Raw genomic sequence first — 15,360 nt, 5'->3', positions numbered from 1 at the left:
GCCGCCTACTCGGACTCTTCGGCGACGGCCTCGCCCTCATCGGCCGCCTCGGCGGCCGGCTCGGCACCTTCGGCGGTCTCGCCGGCGCCCTCTTCCTCGAGGTCCTCGGCAGTCGGCGCGGTGACCACGTTGACCACCAGCATCTCCGGGTCGGAGACCAGGCTGACCCCGTTGGGCAGCTGAATTTGTCCGGCAGTGATCTGGGTACCGGGCTCGACGTCCTCGACCGAGACGGTCAACTGCTCGGGGATGGACAGCGCGTCGGCCTCGATCTCGATGGTGTTGGTGTCCTGGGTGACCAGGGTGCCGGGAACGGCGTCACCCTCGATGATCACCCGCACCTCGACGACGACCTTTTCGCCGCGCCGCACGACCAGCAGGTCGGCGTGCTGAATGGTGCGGCGGATCGGGTGGATGTCGAGGACCTTGGTCAGCGCCAGCTGCTCCTTGCCCTCGACGTCAAGCGTCAGCACGGCATTGGTGCCGGAGTGCCGCAGCACGGCCGCGAACTCGTGCCCGGGCAGTTCGAGGTGCTGCGGTTTGGTGCCGTGACCATAGAGGACGGCGGGAATCTTGCCGGCGCGCCGGGCCCGGCGCGACGCGCCCTTACCGGTCTCGGTTCGCACCGTGACCGCGAGTTGGTTGACTGGAGATTTCTTCGCCATTGTCGCTCCTGTGTGCTCGGTACCTAAGTGTCAAGGCACGGCCAGGGTCGCGACATCTGTCGGTCTCCGTCGATAACGGTGCTGGCTGGACGCCAATCACCCTCGCCGTGACGCCCGGCCAGGGTATCCCATGTGCGCCTCAGAGCGGAAATTTGGTGCCGGTGAGCCGCTCGGACAGCTCCCACAGCCTGGTCGCCGCGGCGCCATCTTTGGCCCGACGGCTGCGGCCCACCGGTCGCGTTGGCCCGATCCAGCCGAGCCGCGGACCGACGAAGGTGTCGCCGGGCAAATCCTGTGACGCCGCGTACAACGTTTGCCGCGCGCCGAAATCGGCATTCGTGGCTACCACCCGGGTGGCCGCCGACATCAGCGCGTCACCGACCCTGCGGCCGGAGGCGCCCTGCAAATTGGTGTGCGAGTAACCGGGATGAACGGCCAGCGCGCGCAGCGGCGAGCCGGCCGAGCGTAGTCGGCGCTGCAGTTCGCTGGTGAACAACAGGTTGGCCAGCTTCGACTGGCTGTATGCCAGCCAGGGCGAATAGCGGCGGGCCTGCCAGTTGATGTCGTCGAAGTCGATCCGCCCGGCCCAGTGCGCCATCGACGACAACGTCACCACCCGGTCGGTCAGCTGGGGCAGCAGCAGGTTGGTCAGCGCGAAGTGGCCGAAGTGGTTGGTGCCCATCTGGCTCTCGAAGCCGTCGGCGGTCAAGGCGAACGGTGCGGCCATGATGCCGGCGTTGTTGATCAGCAGGTCGACCTTGTCGACGCCGTCGGCGAACTCATGCACCGACGACAGGTCCTGCAGATCCAGTCGGCGCACCTCGATTTGGCCACGCAGGTCGCGAGCGGCCTTCTCGCCCTTGCGCGGGTCGCGGACGGCCATGATGACCGTCGCGCCGACTCGGGCCAGCTCGCGAGCGGTGATCGCGCCAAGTCCACTGTTGGCGCCGGTGACGATCACGGTGCGCCCGGCAAATGGCGGCAGGTTTGCGGCGGTCCAATCGGTCATGCCTGACAACCCTAGTGTTCGAGGGTTCGCGGGTCGGCACACCTCTCCCGACCAAGATTGCCGCCATGGCTGTGGTTTGACCGCCTTCACGCCCGTGAAGCAATCTGGCTACCGCTCCGATTGATCAGTTACGAAGGCCGCCAGACAACTTCGAGGTCATCTTCCGACACGTCCGAATCCGCGAACTCCACCAGGTACGCGGGCGGCTGACCTTGTTCTAGATCGTCCGCTTGCTCAGACAGACACTGTGCGGTGTGGGCAGCCACCGCGAGTTGCACTGCGGAATACGCCTGCCACGTTCCCTCATGGTTAGCGTTGCAGTCGGTGCTCACGGTCAAGACCACCCACTGCGGATGTGCAATCCCGCGCCCTATTTCGCGGCGACGACGAATCCGTGGATGATCATGTCGATGTCGGGTCCCTGCGCGGCTGCCTGGTCGGCCAGGCCGGTGATGGTGAGTTGGACAAAGTACCGCTGCTTTGCCGGGGGCGACCCGGTCGGCAGGACGATCCGATTCCAGCTGTGCAGCCGGGTGCCGTTCTCGCTGTTGTAGCTGCCCTGAATCATCGACGAGGGAAACCCGTTGAAGGGGTCCATCGAGGCGTCCAATTGTTTGAAGTTCTCGAACAACTGGGTGTCGTCGTTGCCGTGCTTGATGACCTGAGCGGGGTCGAACTCGCCATTGAGTTTGAACACGACGAGCCGCGCCGTCGGATACTTGCCGCCTTTGGCCAGGATCAGCGTCTGGGGGGCGATGTGCGGATCGGTGAACCGCGACCAGCCCGCCGGCGTCGGTATGGACACCGTCAGATCGGTCAGCGAATCGGGCGCCACCTGCTGTCCGGTCACGCCGATGCTGTTCAGATACATCGACAGCGGCACCGGCCGGTCGGTGGTCGTGGTGGTCGTCGCCGTCGTGCTCGTCGTCCAAACCGACGAGTAGTCAGGAGCTTTCGGGCCACACGCCGCTGTTAGCGCGGCGATCCCGGCAGCGGCGGCGAGCCGTCTCACAGAATCTCGTGCACCGCGTCGATCGGACGAGCCAGCCGGGTGCCCTTGCCCGTGACGACGAACGGGCGCTCGATCAGGATGGGATGCTCGGCCATCGCGTCGAGCAGCTGGTCGTCCGTCGCGTCGGCCAGTCCCAGTTCGGCGTACAAGGATTCGCGCTTACGCACCGCGGTGCGTACGTCGATGCCCGCGTCGCGAATCATTTTGGCCAGCTCGGCGCGGGACGGCGGAGTCTTCAGGTACTGCACGACCGTGGGTTCTAAACCGTTGTCGCGCAACAAGTCCAACGTCTTACGAGAGGTGCTGCAGTTGGGATTGTGGTAGATGACGGCTGCGGCGGCCATTCAGGCGTCTCCATCGAATAGTCCTGTGACAGAACCATTTTCGAAGACGGCGCGAATCGTGCTGGCCAGCAGCGGTGCAATGGACAACACCGTGAGTTGCGGGAAGCGCTTTTCGTCGCCGATCGGCAACGTGTTGGTGACGATCACTTCCCGGGCCCCGCACGCGGCCAGGCGTTCGGCGGCCGGGTCCGACAGCACACCGTGGGTCGCCGCGACGATCACGTCGGTGGCTCCGTCCTCACGCAGCAGGTTCACCGCGCCGGCGATGGTCCCACCGGTGTCGATCATGTCGTCGATCAGCACGCAGGTGCGGCCCTCAACCTCGCCGACCACCCGGTTGGAGACCACCTGGTTGGGCACCCGCGGATCGCGAGTCTTGTGGATGAAGGCCAGCGGAACGCCGCCCAGCGCGTCGGCCCACTTCTCGGCGATACGCACCCGGCCGGAGTCGGGGGAGACCACGACCATGTTGCTGTCCGGGTAGTTGTCCCGGATGTAGCCGGTCAGCAGGTTTTGCCCGCGCATGTGGTCCACGGGCCCGTCGAAGAATCCCTGGATCTGGTCGGTGTGCAGGTCAACGGTGACGATCCGGTCGGCGCCGGCGGTCTTGAGCAGGTCGGCGACCAGCCGCGCCGAAATGGGCTCACGGCCGCGGTGCTTCTTGTCCTGGCGGGCGTAGGGATAGAACGGCATCACCGCGGTGATCCGCTTGGCGCTGCCCCGTTTGAGCGCGTCGATCATGATCAGCTGTTCCATCAGCCAGTTGTTCACCGGCGCCGGATTGGACTGCAGGACGAACGCATCGCAGCCGCGCACCGATTCGTGGAAGCGCACGAAGATCTCGCCGTTGGCGAACTCGCGTGCGGTCTGCGCGGTGACGTGGACGTCGAGTTCCTTGGCGACCTGCTCGGCGAGCTCGGGATGCGCCCGGCCGGAGAACAGCATCAGATTTTTGCGATTGTCGGTCCAGTCGTGGCTCACGGTGCTGCCCTTAGCGTTCGGGTCGTGATGGAAGTGCTGCTCATCGTACGTAGCGAATCGTACGGAACGACCGCCGGGTTGCCAGCCACCAAATTCATGGTGTCTATTCGGATTCCGGTGGTGGGGTAGCCGACGAAGCCTGCTGTGCGGCCTTCTCCGCGGCTTCCGCGGCGGCGGTGCCTGGGCGTTTGCGTTGCACCCAGTTCTCGATGTTGCGCTGCGGGCCGGCGGACACGGCCAGCGCGCCCGGCGGAACGTCCTCCCGCAGCACGGTGCCGGCCCCGGTGTAAGCACCGTCGCCGACGTTCACCGGCGCCACGAACATGGTGTCCGAGCCGGTGCGCACGTGCGAGCCGACCGTGGTGCGCCGTTTGGTGGTGCCGTCGTAGTTGACGAAGACGCTCGACGCCCCGATATTGCTGTGTTCGCCGATGTCGGCGTCACCGACGTAGGTCAGATGCGGCACCTTGGTGCCCGTCCCGATGGTGGAGTTCTTCACCTCGACGAACGCGCCGAGCTTGCCGTCGGCACCCAGCGCGGTGCCGGGCCGCAGGTAGGTGAACGGCCCGACGGTCGCGCCGCCGCCGATCGTCGCCGATTGGCCGTGCGTGCGCACCACGGAGGCGCCGTCGCCGACGGTGACATCGGTGAGCGTGGTGTCGGGGCCGACGACGCAGTGGCCGCCGATCTGGGTGCGGCCGAGCAGCTGCGTGCCCGGGTGCACGACCGTGTCGCGGCCGATCGTCACGTCGATGTCGATCCATGTGGTGGCCGGATCGATGATGGTGACACCGGCCAGCTGGTGTGCGGCGACGATGCGGCGGTTGAACTCGGCGCCGAGCTGGGCCAGCTGGACGCGGTTGTTCACGCCGGCGACCAATGCGCTGTCGTCTACATGCTGGGCGTGCACGGTGCGACCGTCGCCGCGCAGGATCGCGATCACGTCGGTCAGGTAGAGCTCCTGCTGGGCATTGTCGGAGCTCAGCCGGCCCAGCGCCGACCGCAAAGCGCCGGCGTCGAACGCGTAGACGCCGGCGTTGACCTCCCTGATGCTGCGCTGCGCCGCCGTCGCGTCGGCTTCCTCGACGATCGCCAGCACCTGGCTTTCCCCGGGATCGTCCTGGCTGCGCAGGATGCGGCCGTAGCCAAACGGATCGCTCAGGGTGGTGGTCAGCACGGTGGCCGCGGCGGACATCGCGTGGTGGGTGGCGATCAGGTCGGCCAGCGTGTCGGCGTCCAGCAGTGGGGTATCGCCCGAGGTGATGACCACGACCCCGGCGTAGTCGGGCGGCAGCGCGGCTAGTCCGCACAGCGCAGCATGGCCGGTGCCGCGGGGAGCGTCCTGCAGGGCGACGTCGATCCGACGCCCGAGAGCGTCGGCGAGATCGGCGACCACGCCGGCGATGCGCTGGTGCTCATGCCCCAACACCACCACCAGGCGCTGCGGCGCCACCTTGGCGATCGAGTGCAGGGCGTGCGCGAGCATGCTGCGTCCGGCGAGGGTGTGCAGCACCTTCGGGGTGTCCGATCGCATCCGGGTGCCGGGCCCGGCCGCCAGGACCAGGACCGCTGTGTCACCGTGAAACGACATCGACTCTCCTCGTGCTTAGCCCCAAGACTGTCATTTCACCTGCACCAATGGCAAAGACCCGACACCGAGGAGCCGGTGGACAAGCAGCCGAAGCTCCGTCGCCAGGACTCGAACCTGAACTATCTGAACCAAAATCAGAGGTGCTGCCGATTACACCACGACGGACTGTCGATCCCGGCCGGTGGCGGAACCCGCCAACCGCGCCACCAAGACTTTAGTCGGACCGCATCGCGAACCGCTCGCGACGCCGGACAAACCCGGGCATTTTCGACCGGACGAACCGATACGCTGAGTGACGTGGCAGCCCCGGATAAACCGGATAAAGAGGTGCGTGCGCCACGCGCCCGGATGACCGGCAGCGAGCGTCGACACCAGCTCATCGGCATCGCCCGCGCACTTTTCGCCGAGCGCGGTTACGAGGGCGCTTCGATCGAAGAGATCGCCCAGCGGGCCAATGTCTCCAAGCCGGTCGTCTACGAACATTTCGGCGGCAAGGAGGGCCTCTACGCAGTCGTCGTCGACCGCGAGATGTCGGCGCTGCTGGACGGCATCACCTCGTCGCTGACCAACAACCGTTCCCGGGTCCGGGTGGAGCGGGTCGCCCTGGCGCTGCTCACCTACGTCGAGGAGCGCACCGACGGTTTCCGGATCATGATCCGCGACTCGCCGGCGTCGATCAGCACGGGCACCTACTCGAGCCTGCTCAACGACGCGGTCAGCCAGGTCAGTTCCATCCTGGCCGGCGACTTCGCCCGTCGCGGTTTGGACCCGGACCTGGCGCCGCTGTATGCCCAGGCATTGGTCGGTTCGGTGTCGATGACCGCGCAGTGGTGGTTGGACACTCGCGAACCCAAAAAAGAGGTGGTGGCCGCGCACCTGGTCAACCTGATGTGGAACGGCCTGACGCATCTGGAATCCGATCCGCGGCTGCAGGACGAGTAGTTCCGCGAGCGCAACGCCGGAACCACAGTGCCGTTGATTTCCTGCCCCGGCGGTACGCTCGGCGATCGTGTGTGTCCCCGCCGGGGGCCAAGTCAACCGCAGTCCCGCGACAGCAGGTCGGCGATCGTCTCCCGGCGGATCAGTTGGTGGGCCCGGCCGTTTCTGACGGCCACCAGCGGCGGCCGGCACACCATGTTGTAGTTGGACGCCATGCTGTGGTGGTACGCGCCGGTGCATGCCACGGCCAGCAGGTCGCCGGGATGCAGGTCGACCGGCAATTCGACGTCGCGGACGATCTCGTCGCCGGCCTCGCAGTGCCGGCCGACGACGGTGACCCGGTGCTTGAGCCCCAGCGAGTGCCGGTTGGCCAGGGCGACGGTGTACTGCGCGCCGTACAACGAGACCCGCGGGTTGTCGCTCATCCCGCCGTCGACGGCGACGAAGGTGCGCCCACCCGGCTGTGCTTTGACCGAGCAGACCCGGTAGAGCGTCACGCCGGCCCGGCCGCTGATCGCGCGACCGGGCTCGACCACGAGCGTCGGCCGCGGGAAATGTTCGGCGGCACACGCCGTGTCCAGAGCGTCTTCGACGACGGCGGCGAGATCGTCGAGCTGCAACTCACGGTCACCGCAGACATATGGGATCGCGTGCCCGCCACCGATGTTGAGCTCGGTGAGGATCACGCCGTAGCGGGCCCGGATGTCGGCCATCGCGGCGATCATCCGGGAAATGGCTTCGCCGTACAGGGCCGCGTCGGTCACCTGCGACCCGAGGTGGCAGTGCAGGCCGACCAGGTCGAGGATCGGGTGCGCCAGCACCCGCCCGACCGCGTCGGCGGCCAGGTCTTCGGCCAGGGTGAAGCCGAATTTCTGGTCGCTGATGCCGGTGGTGACCGCGCGGTGTCCGTGGATGTCGATGTCGGGGGTGACGCGGATCAGTACCGGCTGACGTTTTCGCGCGCAGCCGGCCAGGTAGGCGATTTCGATGCCGGAGTCCAGCACAATCCGGCCGACCCCGACCCGGACCGCGTCGTGCAGCTCGTCGGGCGATTTCGCGTTGCCGTGCATGATGATTCGGGCCGGGTGCACGCCGGCAGCCACGGCGACGGCCAACTCGCCGGCCGAGCACACGTCGACGCCCAGGCCTTCTTCGTGCGCCCAGCGTGCCACGGCCGTGGTCAGCAACGACTTTCCGGCGTAGACGACCTGAACCCCACGCAGCACCTTGCGGTAGCGGCGGGCGCGCTGACGAAAATCTGTTTCGTCGATCACATAGGTGGGGGTGTGGAATTCGTCGGCGATGTCCGTCAGGGGTACGTCGCCGACGCAGAGCCGCCCTTCCTCGTCGGAATGCGTAGTGGCAGGCCAGATCGCGGGATCCAGTCGCCGGGGCGCCGCCCGGCCGATGGACGGCAGCATGTCGAGCAATGTCATGAGTTCAAAGTGCGCCCGGTCGACCCCCCGTGACCCGTTCCTTACGATCCCTTGACGCCCCCCGGCGCATTCTTGACGTCGTTCTGCGGATTCCTCGGCGATCTAGCAGGCCACCTAGAATGGGTGCATCATGACCGCACCGGGGCCTGCTCGCCCAGAAACCCCGATCGCGGGGCTCGTCGAATTGGCGCTGACCGCGCCGACGTTCCAGCAGATCACCGCCGCGGCGGCGGCCGGGCCGGCCACGCTGAACCTGGTTGGTCAGGCGAGCGCGCGGGTGTTCGTCGCCGGCGCGCTGGCACGGCGCGGCCCGCTGCTGGTGGTTACCGCCACCGGCCGCGAAGCCGACGACCTGGGCGCCGAACTGCGCGGTGTCTTCGGCGATGCCGTCGCGATCTTCCCGTCCTGGGAAACGCTGCCGCACGAACGGCTTTCGCCGGGCGTCGACACCGTCGGCACCCGATTGCTGGTGCTGCGCCGGTTGGCCCATCCCGACGACGCACGCCTGGGGCCGCCGCTGCAGGTCGTCGTGACCGCCGCGCGCTCGCTGCTGCAGCCGATGACGCCGCGGCTGGGGCTGGTGGAACCGCTGACCCTCAGCGTCGGTGCCGACGTCGATTTCGAGGGTGCGATCGCGAAGTTGGTCGAACTCGCCTACACCCGGGTGGACATGGTCGGCCGGCGCGGCGAATTCGCGGTCCGCGGCGGCATTCTCGACGTGTTCACCCCGACCGCCGAACACCCGGTGCGCGTCGAGTTCTGGGGCGACGAGATCACCGAGATGCGGATGTTCGCGGTCGCCGATCAGCGGTCCATCCCGGAGCTCGAGGTCGACACCGTGGTCGCGGTGGCGTGCCGCGAGCTGTTGTTGACCGAGGACGTTCGGGCGCGGGCGGCCGAGCTGGCGGCCCGGGCAGTCGCCGGGCTGCCGGAGGGGCAGCCCGCGATCACCGGCAGCGTCGCCGACATGCTGGCCAAGCTTGCCGAGGGCATTCCGGTCGACGGCATGGAGGCGCTGCTGCCCGTCCTTCAGCCCGACGAGAACGGCTCCCATGCGCTGCTGACCGATCAGCTGGCCGACGGAACCCCGGTGCTGCTGTGCGACCCGGAGAAGATCCGCAGCCGCGCCGCCGATTTGATCAAGACGGGTCGCGAGTTCCTCGAGGCATCCTGGTCGGTCGCCGCGATGGGCAGTCCCGAAGGTCAGGCGCCGGTCGACGTCGAGCAGCTGGGCGGTTCGGGCTTCGTCGAACTGGAGGACGTGCACGCCGCCGCGGTCGCGGCCGGGCACCCGTGGTGGACACTGAGCCAGCTGTCCGACGAGTCGGCGGTGGAGCTCGAGGTCCGGGCGGCGCCGTCGGCTCGTGGGCATCAGCACGACATCGAAAGCATTTTCGCGATGCTGCGGGCGCACGTCTTGACCGGCGGCTACGCGGTGGTCGTCGCGCCCGGTACCGGTACCGCCCATCGGGTGGTGGAGCGGCTGGCCGAGTCCGACACCCCGGCCGCGATGCTGGACTGCGGCGCGGCCCCGAAGGCCGGCATAGTCGGGGTGCTGAAGGGACCGCTGCACGACGGGGTGGTGATCCCGGGCGCCAACCTGGTCGTCATCACCGAGACCGATCTGACCGGTAACCGGGCCACGGCTCCGGAGGGCAAGCGGCTGGCCGCCAAGCGGCGCAACACCGTGGACCCGCTGGCCCTGACCGCCGGCGACCTGGTCGTGCACGACCAGCACGGCATCGGGCGGTTCGTCGAGATGACGGAACGCACGGTCGGCGGCGCCCGGCGCGAATATCTGGTGCTCGAGTACGCGTCCAGTAAGCGCGGCGGTGGGTCGGACAAGCTGTACGTGCCGATGGACTCGCTGGACCAGCTGTCGCGGTACGTCGGCGGGCAGGCGCCCGCCCTGTCGAAGCTGGGCGGCAGCGACTGGGCCAACACCAAGACCAAGGCCCGCCGCGCCGTGCGCGAGATCGCCGGCGAGCTGGTTGCCCTGTACGCCAAGCGGCAGGCCAGTGCCGGGCACGCCTTCGGCCCGGACACCCCTTGGCAGGCTGAGATGGAAGACGCGTTCGGTTTCACCGAGACCGTCGACCAGCTGACGGCGATCACCGAGGTCAAGGCCGACATGGAAAAGCCGATCCCGATGGACCGGGTGATCTGCGGCGACGTCGGCTACGGCAAGACCGAGATCGCGGTGCGCGCGGCGTTCAAGGCCGTGCAGGACGGCAAACAGGTCGCGGTGCTGGTGCCGACGACGCTGCTGGCCGATCAGCATCTGCAGACGTTCACCGACCGGATGACCGGGTTCCCGGTGACCGTGAAGGGGCTGTCCCGGTTCACCGACACCGCCGAGTCCCGCGCCGTGATCGAGGGCCTGGCCGACGGGTCGGTGGACATCGTGATCGGCACGCACCGGCTGCTGCAGACCGGGGTGCGGTGGAAGGATCTGGGCCTGGTGGTGGTCGACGAGGAGCAGCGGTTCGGCGTCGAGCACAAGGAGCACATCAAGTCGCTGCGCACCCATGTCGACGTGCTGACCATGAGCGCCACCCCGATTCCGCGCACCCTGGAGATGAGCCTGGCCGGGATCCGCGAGATGTCGACGATCCTGACGCCGCCCGAGGAGCGCTATCCGGTGCTGACCTACGTCGGCCCGCACGACGACAAGCAGGTCGCCGCCGCGTTGCGCCGCGAGCTGCTGCGTGACGGGCAGGCGTTCTACGTGCACAACCGGGTCAGCTCTATCGACCGGGCCGCGGCCCGGGTCCGCGAGCTGGTGCCCGAGGCGCGGGTCGTCGTGGCGCACGGGCAGATGCCCGAGGAGCGGCTGGAACGCACCGTGCAGGGCTTCTGGAACCGCGACTACGACATTCTGGTGTGCACCACGATCGTGGAGACCGGCCTGGACATCTCCAACGCCAACACCCTCATCGTCGAACGGGCCGACACCTTCGGCCTGTCGCAGCTACACCAGCTGCGGGGGCGGGTCGGCCGCAGCCGCGAACGCGGATATGCCTACTTCCTTTATCCGCCGCACACGCCGCTGACCGAGACGGCCTACGACCGGCTGGCGACGATTGCGCAGAACAACGAGTTGGGCGCGGGAATGGCCGTGGCGCTGAAGGACCTGGAGATCCGCGGCGCCGGCAACGTGCTGGGCGTCGAGCAGTCCGGGCACGTCGCCGGCGTCGGATTCGACTTGTACGTGCGGCTGGTCGGCGAGGCCGTGGAAGCGTATCGGGCTGCTGCCGACGGCCAGACGGTCACCACCCCGGAGGAGCCCAAGGACGTGCGGATCGACCTGCCCGTCGACGCGCATCTGCCGCCGGACTACATCGCCAGCGACCGGCTGCGGCTGGAGGCCTATCGGCGGTTGGCCGCCGCCCCCGACGACGCGGCCGTCGATGCCGTCGTCGAGGAGCTCACCGACCGCTACGGCGCGCTGCCCGAGCCGGCCGAGCGGCTGGTGGCCGTGGCCCGGCTGCGGTTGCTGTGCCGCGCTTCGGGCATCACCGAAGTCTCGGCGCCGTCGGCGGCGACCGTGCGGTTGTCCCCGTTGACGCTGCCCGATTCCGCGCAGGTGCGGCTCAAGCGGATGTATCCGGCCGCCAACTATCGCGCCACCACATCCACCGTGTCCGTGCCGATTCCACGGGCCGGCGGCTCGGCCGGTGGAGTCGGTGCGCCGCGGCTCCGCGATGTCGAGTTGGTGCAGATGGTGGCCAACCTGGTCACCGCCCTGCAGGGCAAACCGCAGCAAGAAGTTGGTATAACGAGTTCGTCAGCGCCGCGCGACGACAACGCCGGCCGCAAATCGGCGGGCTGAAGGTCGGGTCATGGGCTCGCGCGGTGACAAGGGAGGAGAACGGCGCCAGTGATAGTCGTGTTGTTCGACCCCCGCCGCCCGTCGCTGGTGCCCGTCGAAGCGGTCGAGCACCTCACCGGCGAGGTCCAGTACACCGAAGAGATGCCGGTCGCGGTGCCCTGGTCGCTGTCGTCCGCCCGACCGGTGGACACCGGCGAGGACGCCCCGGTGCTGCTGTCGTCGGATCCCGACCACCCCGCCGTCGCCGCCCGGTTGGCGGCCGGGGCGCGGCTGATTTCCGCGCCGGAAACCCCTCGCGGGGAACGACTCGTCGACGCCGTCGCCATGATGGACAAACTGCGCACCGCCGGGCCGTGGGAAAGCGAGCAGACCCACGACTCGCTGCGCCGGTATTTGCTCGAGGAGACCTACGAGCTGCTGGATGCGGTCCGCAGCGGCAACGCCGACCAGCTGCGCGAAGAGCTGGGCGACGTCTTGCTACAGGTGCTGTTTCACGCCCGAATCGCCGAGGAGGCGCCGCAGTCGCCGTTCGACATCGACGCCGTGGCCACCACATTGATGCGAAAGCTGGGCAATCGGGTGCCGGGAGTGCTTGCCGGCCAAACGATTTCACTCGAAGAGCAGTTGGCGCAGTGGGAGCAGCGCAAGGTGGCCGAGAAGCCCCGAACCTCGGTGATGGATGACGTGCACACCGGACAGCCCGCGCTGGCGTTGGCGCAGAAGGTGATTCAGCGAGCCGGTGCGGCCGGCCTGCCCGCCGACCTGATTCCCAATGAGATCACCTCGATTTCGCTGTTGACCGACGTCGACGCGGAAAGTTCCCTCCGCACGGCCGTTTTGGAGTTCGTGGACACCGTTCGCGCGGTCGAACGGTCGATTGCCGCGACCCGGCGCGGGGACAGCGTTCCGGAAGAGTTCGACGTGGTGCCGCTGGGCGCGGTCACCGAGCAGGAGTGGCGGCAGCACTGGCCCGCCGCGGCCCACGGCGACGCGGCGGCGGGCGAGCCCCCCGAGACCGCCTTGACCGGGGGCCAGGCCGATGGCAAGGCCGATGGGAATGCCGACGAGCCACCCGAGCAGGCCGAGTTGGCCGACGATGCGGCGGAATAGACACGTCCAACCGACCCGGCAAAGACGCCAAAGAAGCCCGCAGTCGCGACTGACGCGAAATCCGAGCACCTTCACAGGATTGTCGGGCAGCGATTCGCTCGGTGTTTGCCGTTGTGCGGCACGGTCTGAGGATGATGTGGCTTCTGAATTGGGAAATCCGGTGACCGGCAGCGGCCGTGGTTTGCTAGCCACGATCGTTGTCAGCTAACGCATAATGTGACGGGAAGCGGGCTTGCCGGCTAAAAGAAACCGGTCCCGTCCCCGGCTCGTGGGACGATAATTATCGGGTGACGTTGGTGTAGGGGAAGTTAAGGGGAGCATGGTGTCGCCGAGGCGTTGGTTGCGCGCATCCGCCGTGATCGGGGCGACCGCCATGCTGATGGCCTCCAGTTGCACCTGGCAGCTCAGCCTGTTCATCCCCGCGGGCGTGCCGCCCCCCTTCGGGGATCCGGTGCCCCCGGTCGATACCCACGCCAGCGGCCGGCCCGCGGACCAGTTGCGCGCGTGGGCAGTCCCGCGGGCTGCGGCCCTGGAAATCCCGCTCATCGCGCTGGAGGCCTACGCATATGCGGCCCGGGTCGCCGAGGTCGAAAACCCGAAGTGCCATATCGCCTGGACCACGCTGGCCGGCATCGGCCAGGTGGAAAGCCACCACGGCACCTACCGGGGTGCGACGCTGTCGCCGAATGGGGATGTCAGCCCACCCATCCGCGGTGTCCAGCTCGACGGCACCGGCGGCAACCTGCGCATCGTCGACGCCGACGAGAGCAGCACCGACAGCGGGCCCGCGATCGCCCGCGCCATGGGACCGATGCAGTTCATTCCGGAGACCTGGCGGTTGTACGGGGTCGACGCCCACAACGACGGCCGGGTCAGCCCGGACAACATCGACGACGCGGCCCTCGCGGCCGCGGGTTATTTATGTTGGCGCGGAAAGGATCTCGCTACTCCACGGGGATGGGTGACCGCGCTGCGGGCATACAACAATTCCGGCGTGTACGCCCGCGCGGTGCGGGACTGGGCCACCGCTTACGCGGCCGGCCACCCGCTGTAGAAGGATGGTTGCGGTCCCAGGCTTTAGGCTTTAGAGGCTGCCCGGGGCTGGCATCAGCTACGAGTCAAGTTCAGGCAAGGAGATCCTAGTGCCGATTATCGAGCAGGTCGGGGCCCGCGAGATCCTCGATTCCCGCGGTAACCCCACGGTCGAGGTCGAGATCGCCCTGATCGACGGGACTTTTGCCCGGGCGGCGGTGCCGTCCGGCGCGTCGACCGGAGAGCACGAGGCCGTCGAGCTCCGCGACGGCGGCACCCGGTACGGCGGCAAGGGCGTGGACAAGGCGGTCCAGGCGGTCCTCGACGAAATTGGGCCGGCGGTGATCGGACTCAACGCCGACGACCAGCGTCTGGTCGATCAGGCGCTGGTGGACCTCGACGGCACCCCGGACAAGTCCCGGCTGGGCGCCAACGCCATCCTGGGCGTGTCACTGGCCGTGGCCAAGGCGGCGGCCGACTCCGCCGAGCTGCCGCTGTTCCGCTACCTCGGCGGGCCGAACGCGCACATTCTTCCGGTGCCGATGATGAACATCCTCAACGGCGGGGCGCACGCCGACACCGGCGTGGACGTCCAGGAATTCATGGTGGCGCCGATCGGTGCGCCCAGCTTCAAAGAGGCGCTGCGTTGGGGTGCCGAGGTGTACCACTCGCTGAAGTCCGTGTTGAAAAAGCAGGGGCTGAGCACCGGGCTGGGCGACGAGGGCGGCTTCGCCCCGGACGTCGCGGGCACCAAGGCGGCGCTGGATCTGATCCTGACGGCCATCGAAGCGACCGGCTTCAAAACGGGGTCGGATGTGGCCCTGGCGCTCGACGTTGCGGCGACCGAATTCTTCACCGCGGGCGAGGGTTACAGCTTCGAAAAGGAGATCCGCAGCGCCGACCAGATGGCGCAGTTCTACACCGGCCTGCTAGACACCTACCCGTTGGTGTCCATCGAGGACCCGCTGTCCGAGGATGACTGGGATGGCTGGGTGGCGCTGACGGCGGCCGTCGGCGACCGCGTGCAACTGGTGGGTGACGATCTGTTCGTGACCAACCCGGAGCGGTTGGAAGAGGGCATCGAACGCGGCGCCGGCAACGCGCTGCTGGTCAAGGTGAACCAGATCGGCACGCTGACCGAGACACTCGATGCGGTCGCGCTGGCGCACCACAGCGGATACCGCACCATGATGAGTCACCGCAGCGGCGAGACCGAGGACACCACGATTGCCGATCTGGCGGTGGCCGTCGGCAGCGGGCAGATCAAGACCGGCGCGCCCGCCCGCAGCGAGCGGGTCGCCAAATACAACCAGCTGCTGCGCATCGAGGAGGCCCTGGGCGACGCCGCCCGCTACGCGGGCGACCTCGCCTTCCCGCGCTATGCCTTGGATGTGAAATAGTTTGGCCGT

The 15,360-nt window shown here is 68.0% G+C and carries 12 protein-coding genes and 1 tRNA gene; 5 read left to right on the top strand and 8 right to left on the bottom strand.

Going from position 1 to position 15,360, the window contains the following annotated elements:
• Positions 1–5 precede the first annotated feature (5 nt).
• The 7 genes from AWC25_RS01620 to AWC25_RS01585 all read right to left on the bottom strand — a co-directional run bounded on the left by AWC25_RS01620 (position 6) and on the right by AWC25_RS01585 (position 5,767).
• Positions 6–665: a 50S ribosomal protein L25/general stress protein Ctc gene (locus tag AWC25_RS01620; RefSeq protein WP_069400508.1), complete on the bottom strand. Its 660-nt coding sequence runs from the start codon at positions 663–665 to the stop codon at positions 6–8.
• A gap of 139 nt (positions 666–804) precedes the next feature.
• Positions 805–1,674, bottom strand: coding sequence for an oxidoreductase (locus tag AWC25_RS01615; protein WP_085166254.1), 870 nt, complete (start codon positions 1,672–1,674; stop codon positions 805–807).
• A 370-nt stretch (positions 1,675–2,044) separates the two neighbouring features.
• Positions 2,045–2,686: an LpqN/LpqT family lipoprotein gene (locus AWC25_RS01605; protein WP_069400505.1), complete on the bottom strand. Its 642-nt coding sequence runs from the start codon at positions 2,684–2,686 to the stop codon at positions 2,045–2,047.
• Positions 2,683–3,030, bottom strand: coding sequence for an arsenate reductase (glutaredoxin) (gene arsC, locus AWC25_RS01600; RefSeq protein ID WP_085166253.1), 348 nt, complete (start codon positions 3,028–3,030; stop codon positions 2,683–2,685). Before arsC ends, AWC25_RS01605 begins: the two co-directional genes overlap by 4 nt.
• Positions 3,031–4,011 (bottom strand): ribose-phosphate diphosphokinase, encoded by a 981-nt coding sequence (locus AWC25_RS01595; protein WP_061556756.1) that lies wholly within the window; start codon positions 4,009–4,011, stop codon positions 3,031–3,033.
• A 103-nt stretch (positions 4,012–4,114) separates the two neighbouring features.
• Positions 4,115–5,602, bottom strand: coding sequence for a bifunctional UDP-N-acetylglucosamine diphosphorylase/glucosamine-1-phosphate N-acetyltransferase GlmU (gene glmU, locus AWC25_RS01590; RefSeq protein ID WP_085166252.1), 1,488 nt, complete (start codon positions 5,600–5,602; stop codon positions 4,115–4,117).
• A gap of 93 nt (positions 5,603–5,695) precedes the next feature.
• Positions 5,696–5,767: transfer RNA gene (locus AWC25_RS01585), tRNA-Gln, on the bottom strand.
• A gap of 183 nt (positions 5,768–5,950) precedes the next feature.
• Between AWC25_RS01585 and AWC25_RS01580 the strand changes: the two genes are divergently transcribed.
• Positions 5,951–6,544: a TetR/AcrR family transcriptional regulator gene (locus AWC25_RS01580; protein ID WP_069400502.1), complete on the top strand. Its 594-nt coding sequence runs from the start codon at positions 5,951–5,953 to the stop codon at positions 6,542–6,544.
• Positions 6,545–6,636: 92 nt separating this feature from the next.
• Here AWC25_RS01580 and lysA read toward each other — a convergent pair whose 3' ends face one another.
• Positions 6,637–7,977 (bottom strand): diaminopimelate decarboxylase, encoded by a 1,341-nt coding sequence (gene lysA, locus AWC25_RS01575; RefSeq protein ID WP_069400501.1) that lies wholly within the window; start codon positions 7,975–7,977, stop codon positions 6,637–6,639.
• A gap of 130 nt (positions 7,978–8,107) precedes the next feature.
• Between lysA and mfd the strand changes: the two genes are divergently transcribed.
• From mfd to eno, 4 genes are all read left to right on the top strand, one after another.
• Entirely contained in the window at positions 8,108–11,809 is a 3,702-nt protein-coding gene (gene mfd / locus AWC25_RS01570; RefSeq protein ID WP_069400500.1) for a transcription-repair coupling factor, read from the top strand.
• Positions 11,810–11,857: 48 nt separating this feature from the next.
• A complete protein-coding gene (locus AWC25_RS01565; RefSeq protein WP_069400499.1) occupies positions 11,858–12,919 on the top strand; it encodes a nucleoside triphosphate pyrophosphohydrolase in 1,062 nt (353 codons plus the stop codon).
• A gap of 322 nt (positions 12,920–13,241) precedes the next feature.
• Positions 13,242–13,973 carry a lytic transglycosylase domain-containing protein gene (locus tag AWC25_RS01560; RefSeq protein ID WP_069400568.1) on the top strand — a complete coding sequence of 244 codons (732 nt, stop codon included), beginning with the start codon at positions 13,242–13,244 and terminating at the stop codon, positions 13,971–13,973.
• A gap of 88 nt (positions 13,974–14,061) precedes the next feature.
• The gene (gene eno / locus AWC25_RS01555; protein ID WP_069400498.1) at positions 14,062–15,351 is read left to right on the top strand and encodes a phosphopyruvate hydratase; all 1,290 of its coding nucleotides are present in this window, start codon (positions 14,062–14,064) and stop codon (positions 15,349–15,351) included.
• Positions 15,352–15,360 lie beyond the last annotated feature (9 nt).

The sequence above is a fragment of the Mycobacterium sherrisii genome (assembly GCF_002102355.1).
Taxonomy (GTDB): Bacteria; Actinomycetota; Actinomycetes; order Mycobacteriales; family Mycobacteriaceae; genus Mycobacterium; species Mycobacterium sherrisii.
The sequence above is the reverse complement of the archived record's forward strand: the minus strand, read 5'-3'. Positions and strand labels throughout refer to the sequence as shown.

Excerpts from the sequence above, each read along its gene's own strand:
- AWC25_RS01620 (WP_069400508.1), bottom strand. The coding sequence starts at position 665 with ATGGCGAAGAAATCTCCAGTCAACCAACTCGCGGTCACGGTGCGAACC.
- AWC25_RS01615 (WP_085166254.1), bottom strand. The coding sequence starts at position 1,674 with ATGACCGATTGGACCGCCGCAAACCTGCCGCCATTTGCCGGGCGCACC.
- mfd (WP_069400500.1), top strand. The coding sequence starts at position 8,108 with ATGACCGCACCGGGGCCTGCTCGCCCAGAAACCCCGATCGCGGGGCTC.
- AWC25_RS01580 (WP_069400502.1), top strand. The coding sequence starts at position 5,951 with ATGACCGGCAGCGAGCGTCGACACCAGCTCATCGGCATCGCCCGCGCA.
- arsC (WP_085166253.1), bottom strand. The coding sequence starts at position 3,030 with ATGGCCGCCGCAGCCGTCATCTACCACAATCCCAACTGCAGCACCTCT.
- lysA (WP_069400501.1), bottom strand. The coding sequence starts at position 7,977 with ATGACATTGCTCGACATGCTGCCGTCCATCGGCCGGGCGGCGCCCCGG.
- glmU (WP_085166252.1), bottom strand. The coding sequence starts at position 5,602 with ATGTCGTTTCACGGTGACACAGCGGTCCTGGTCCTGGCGGCCGGGCCC.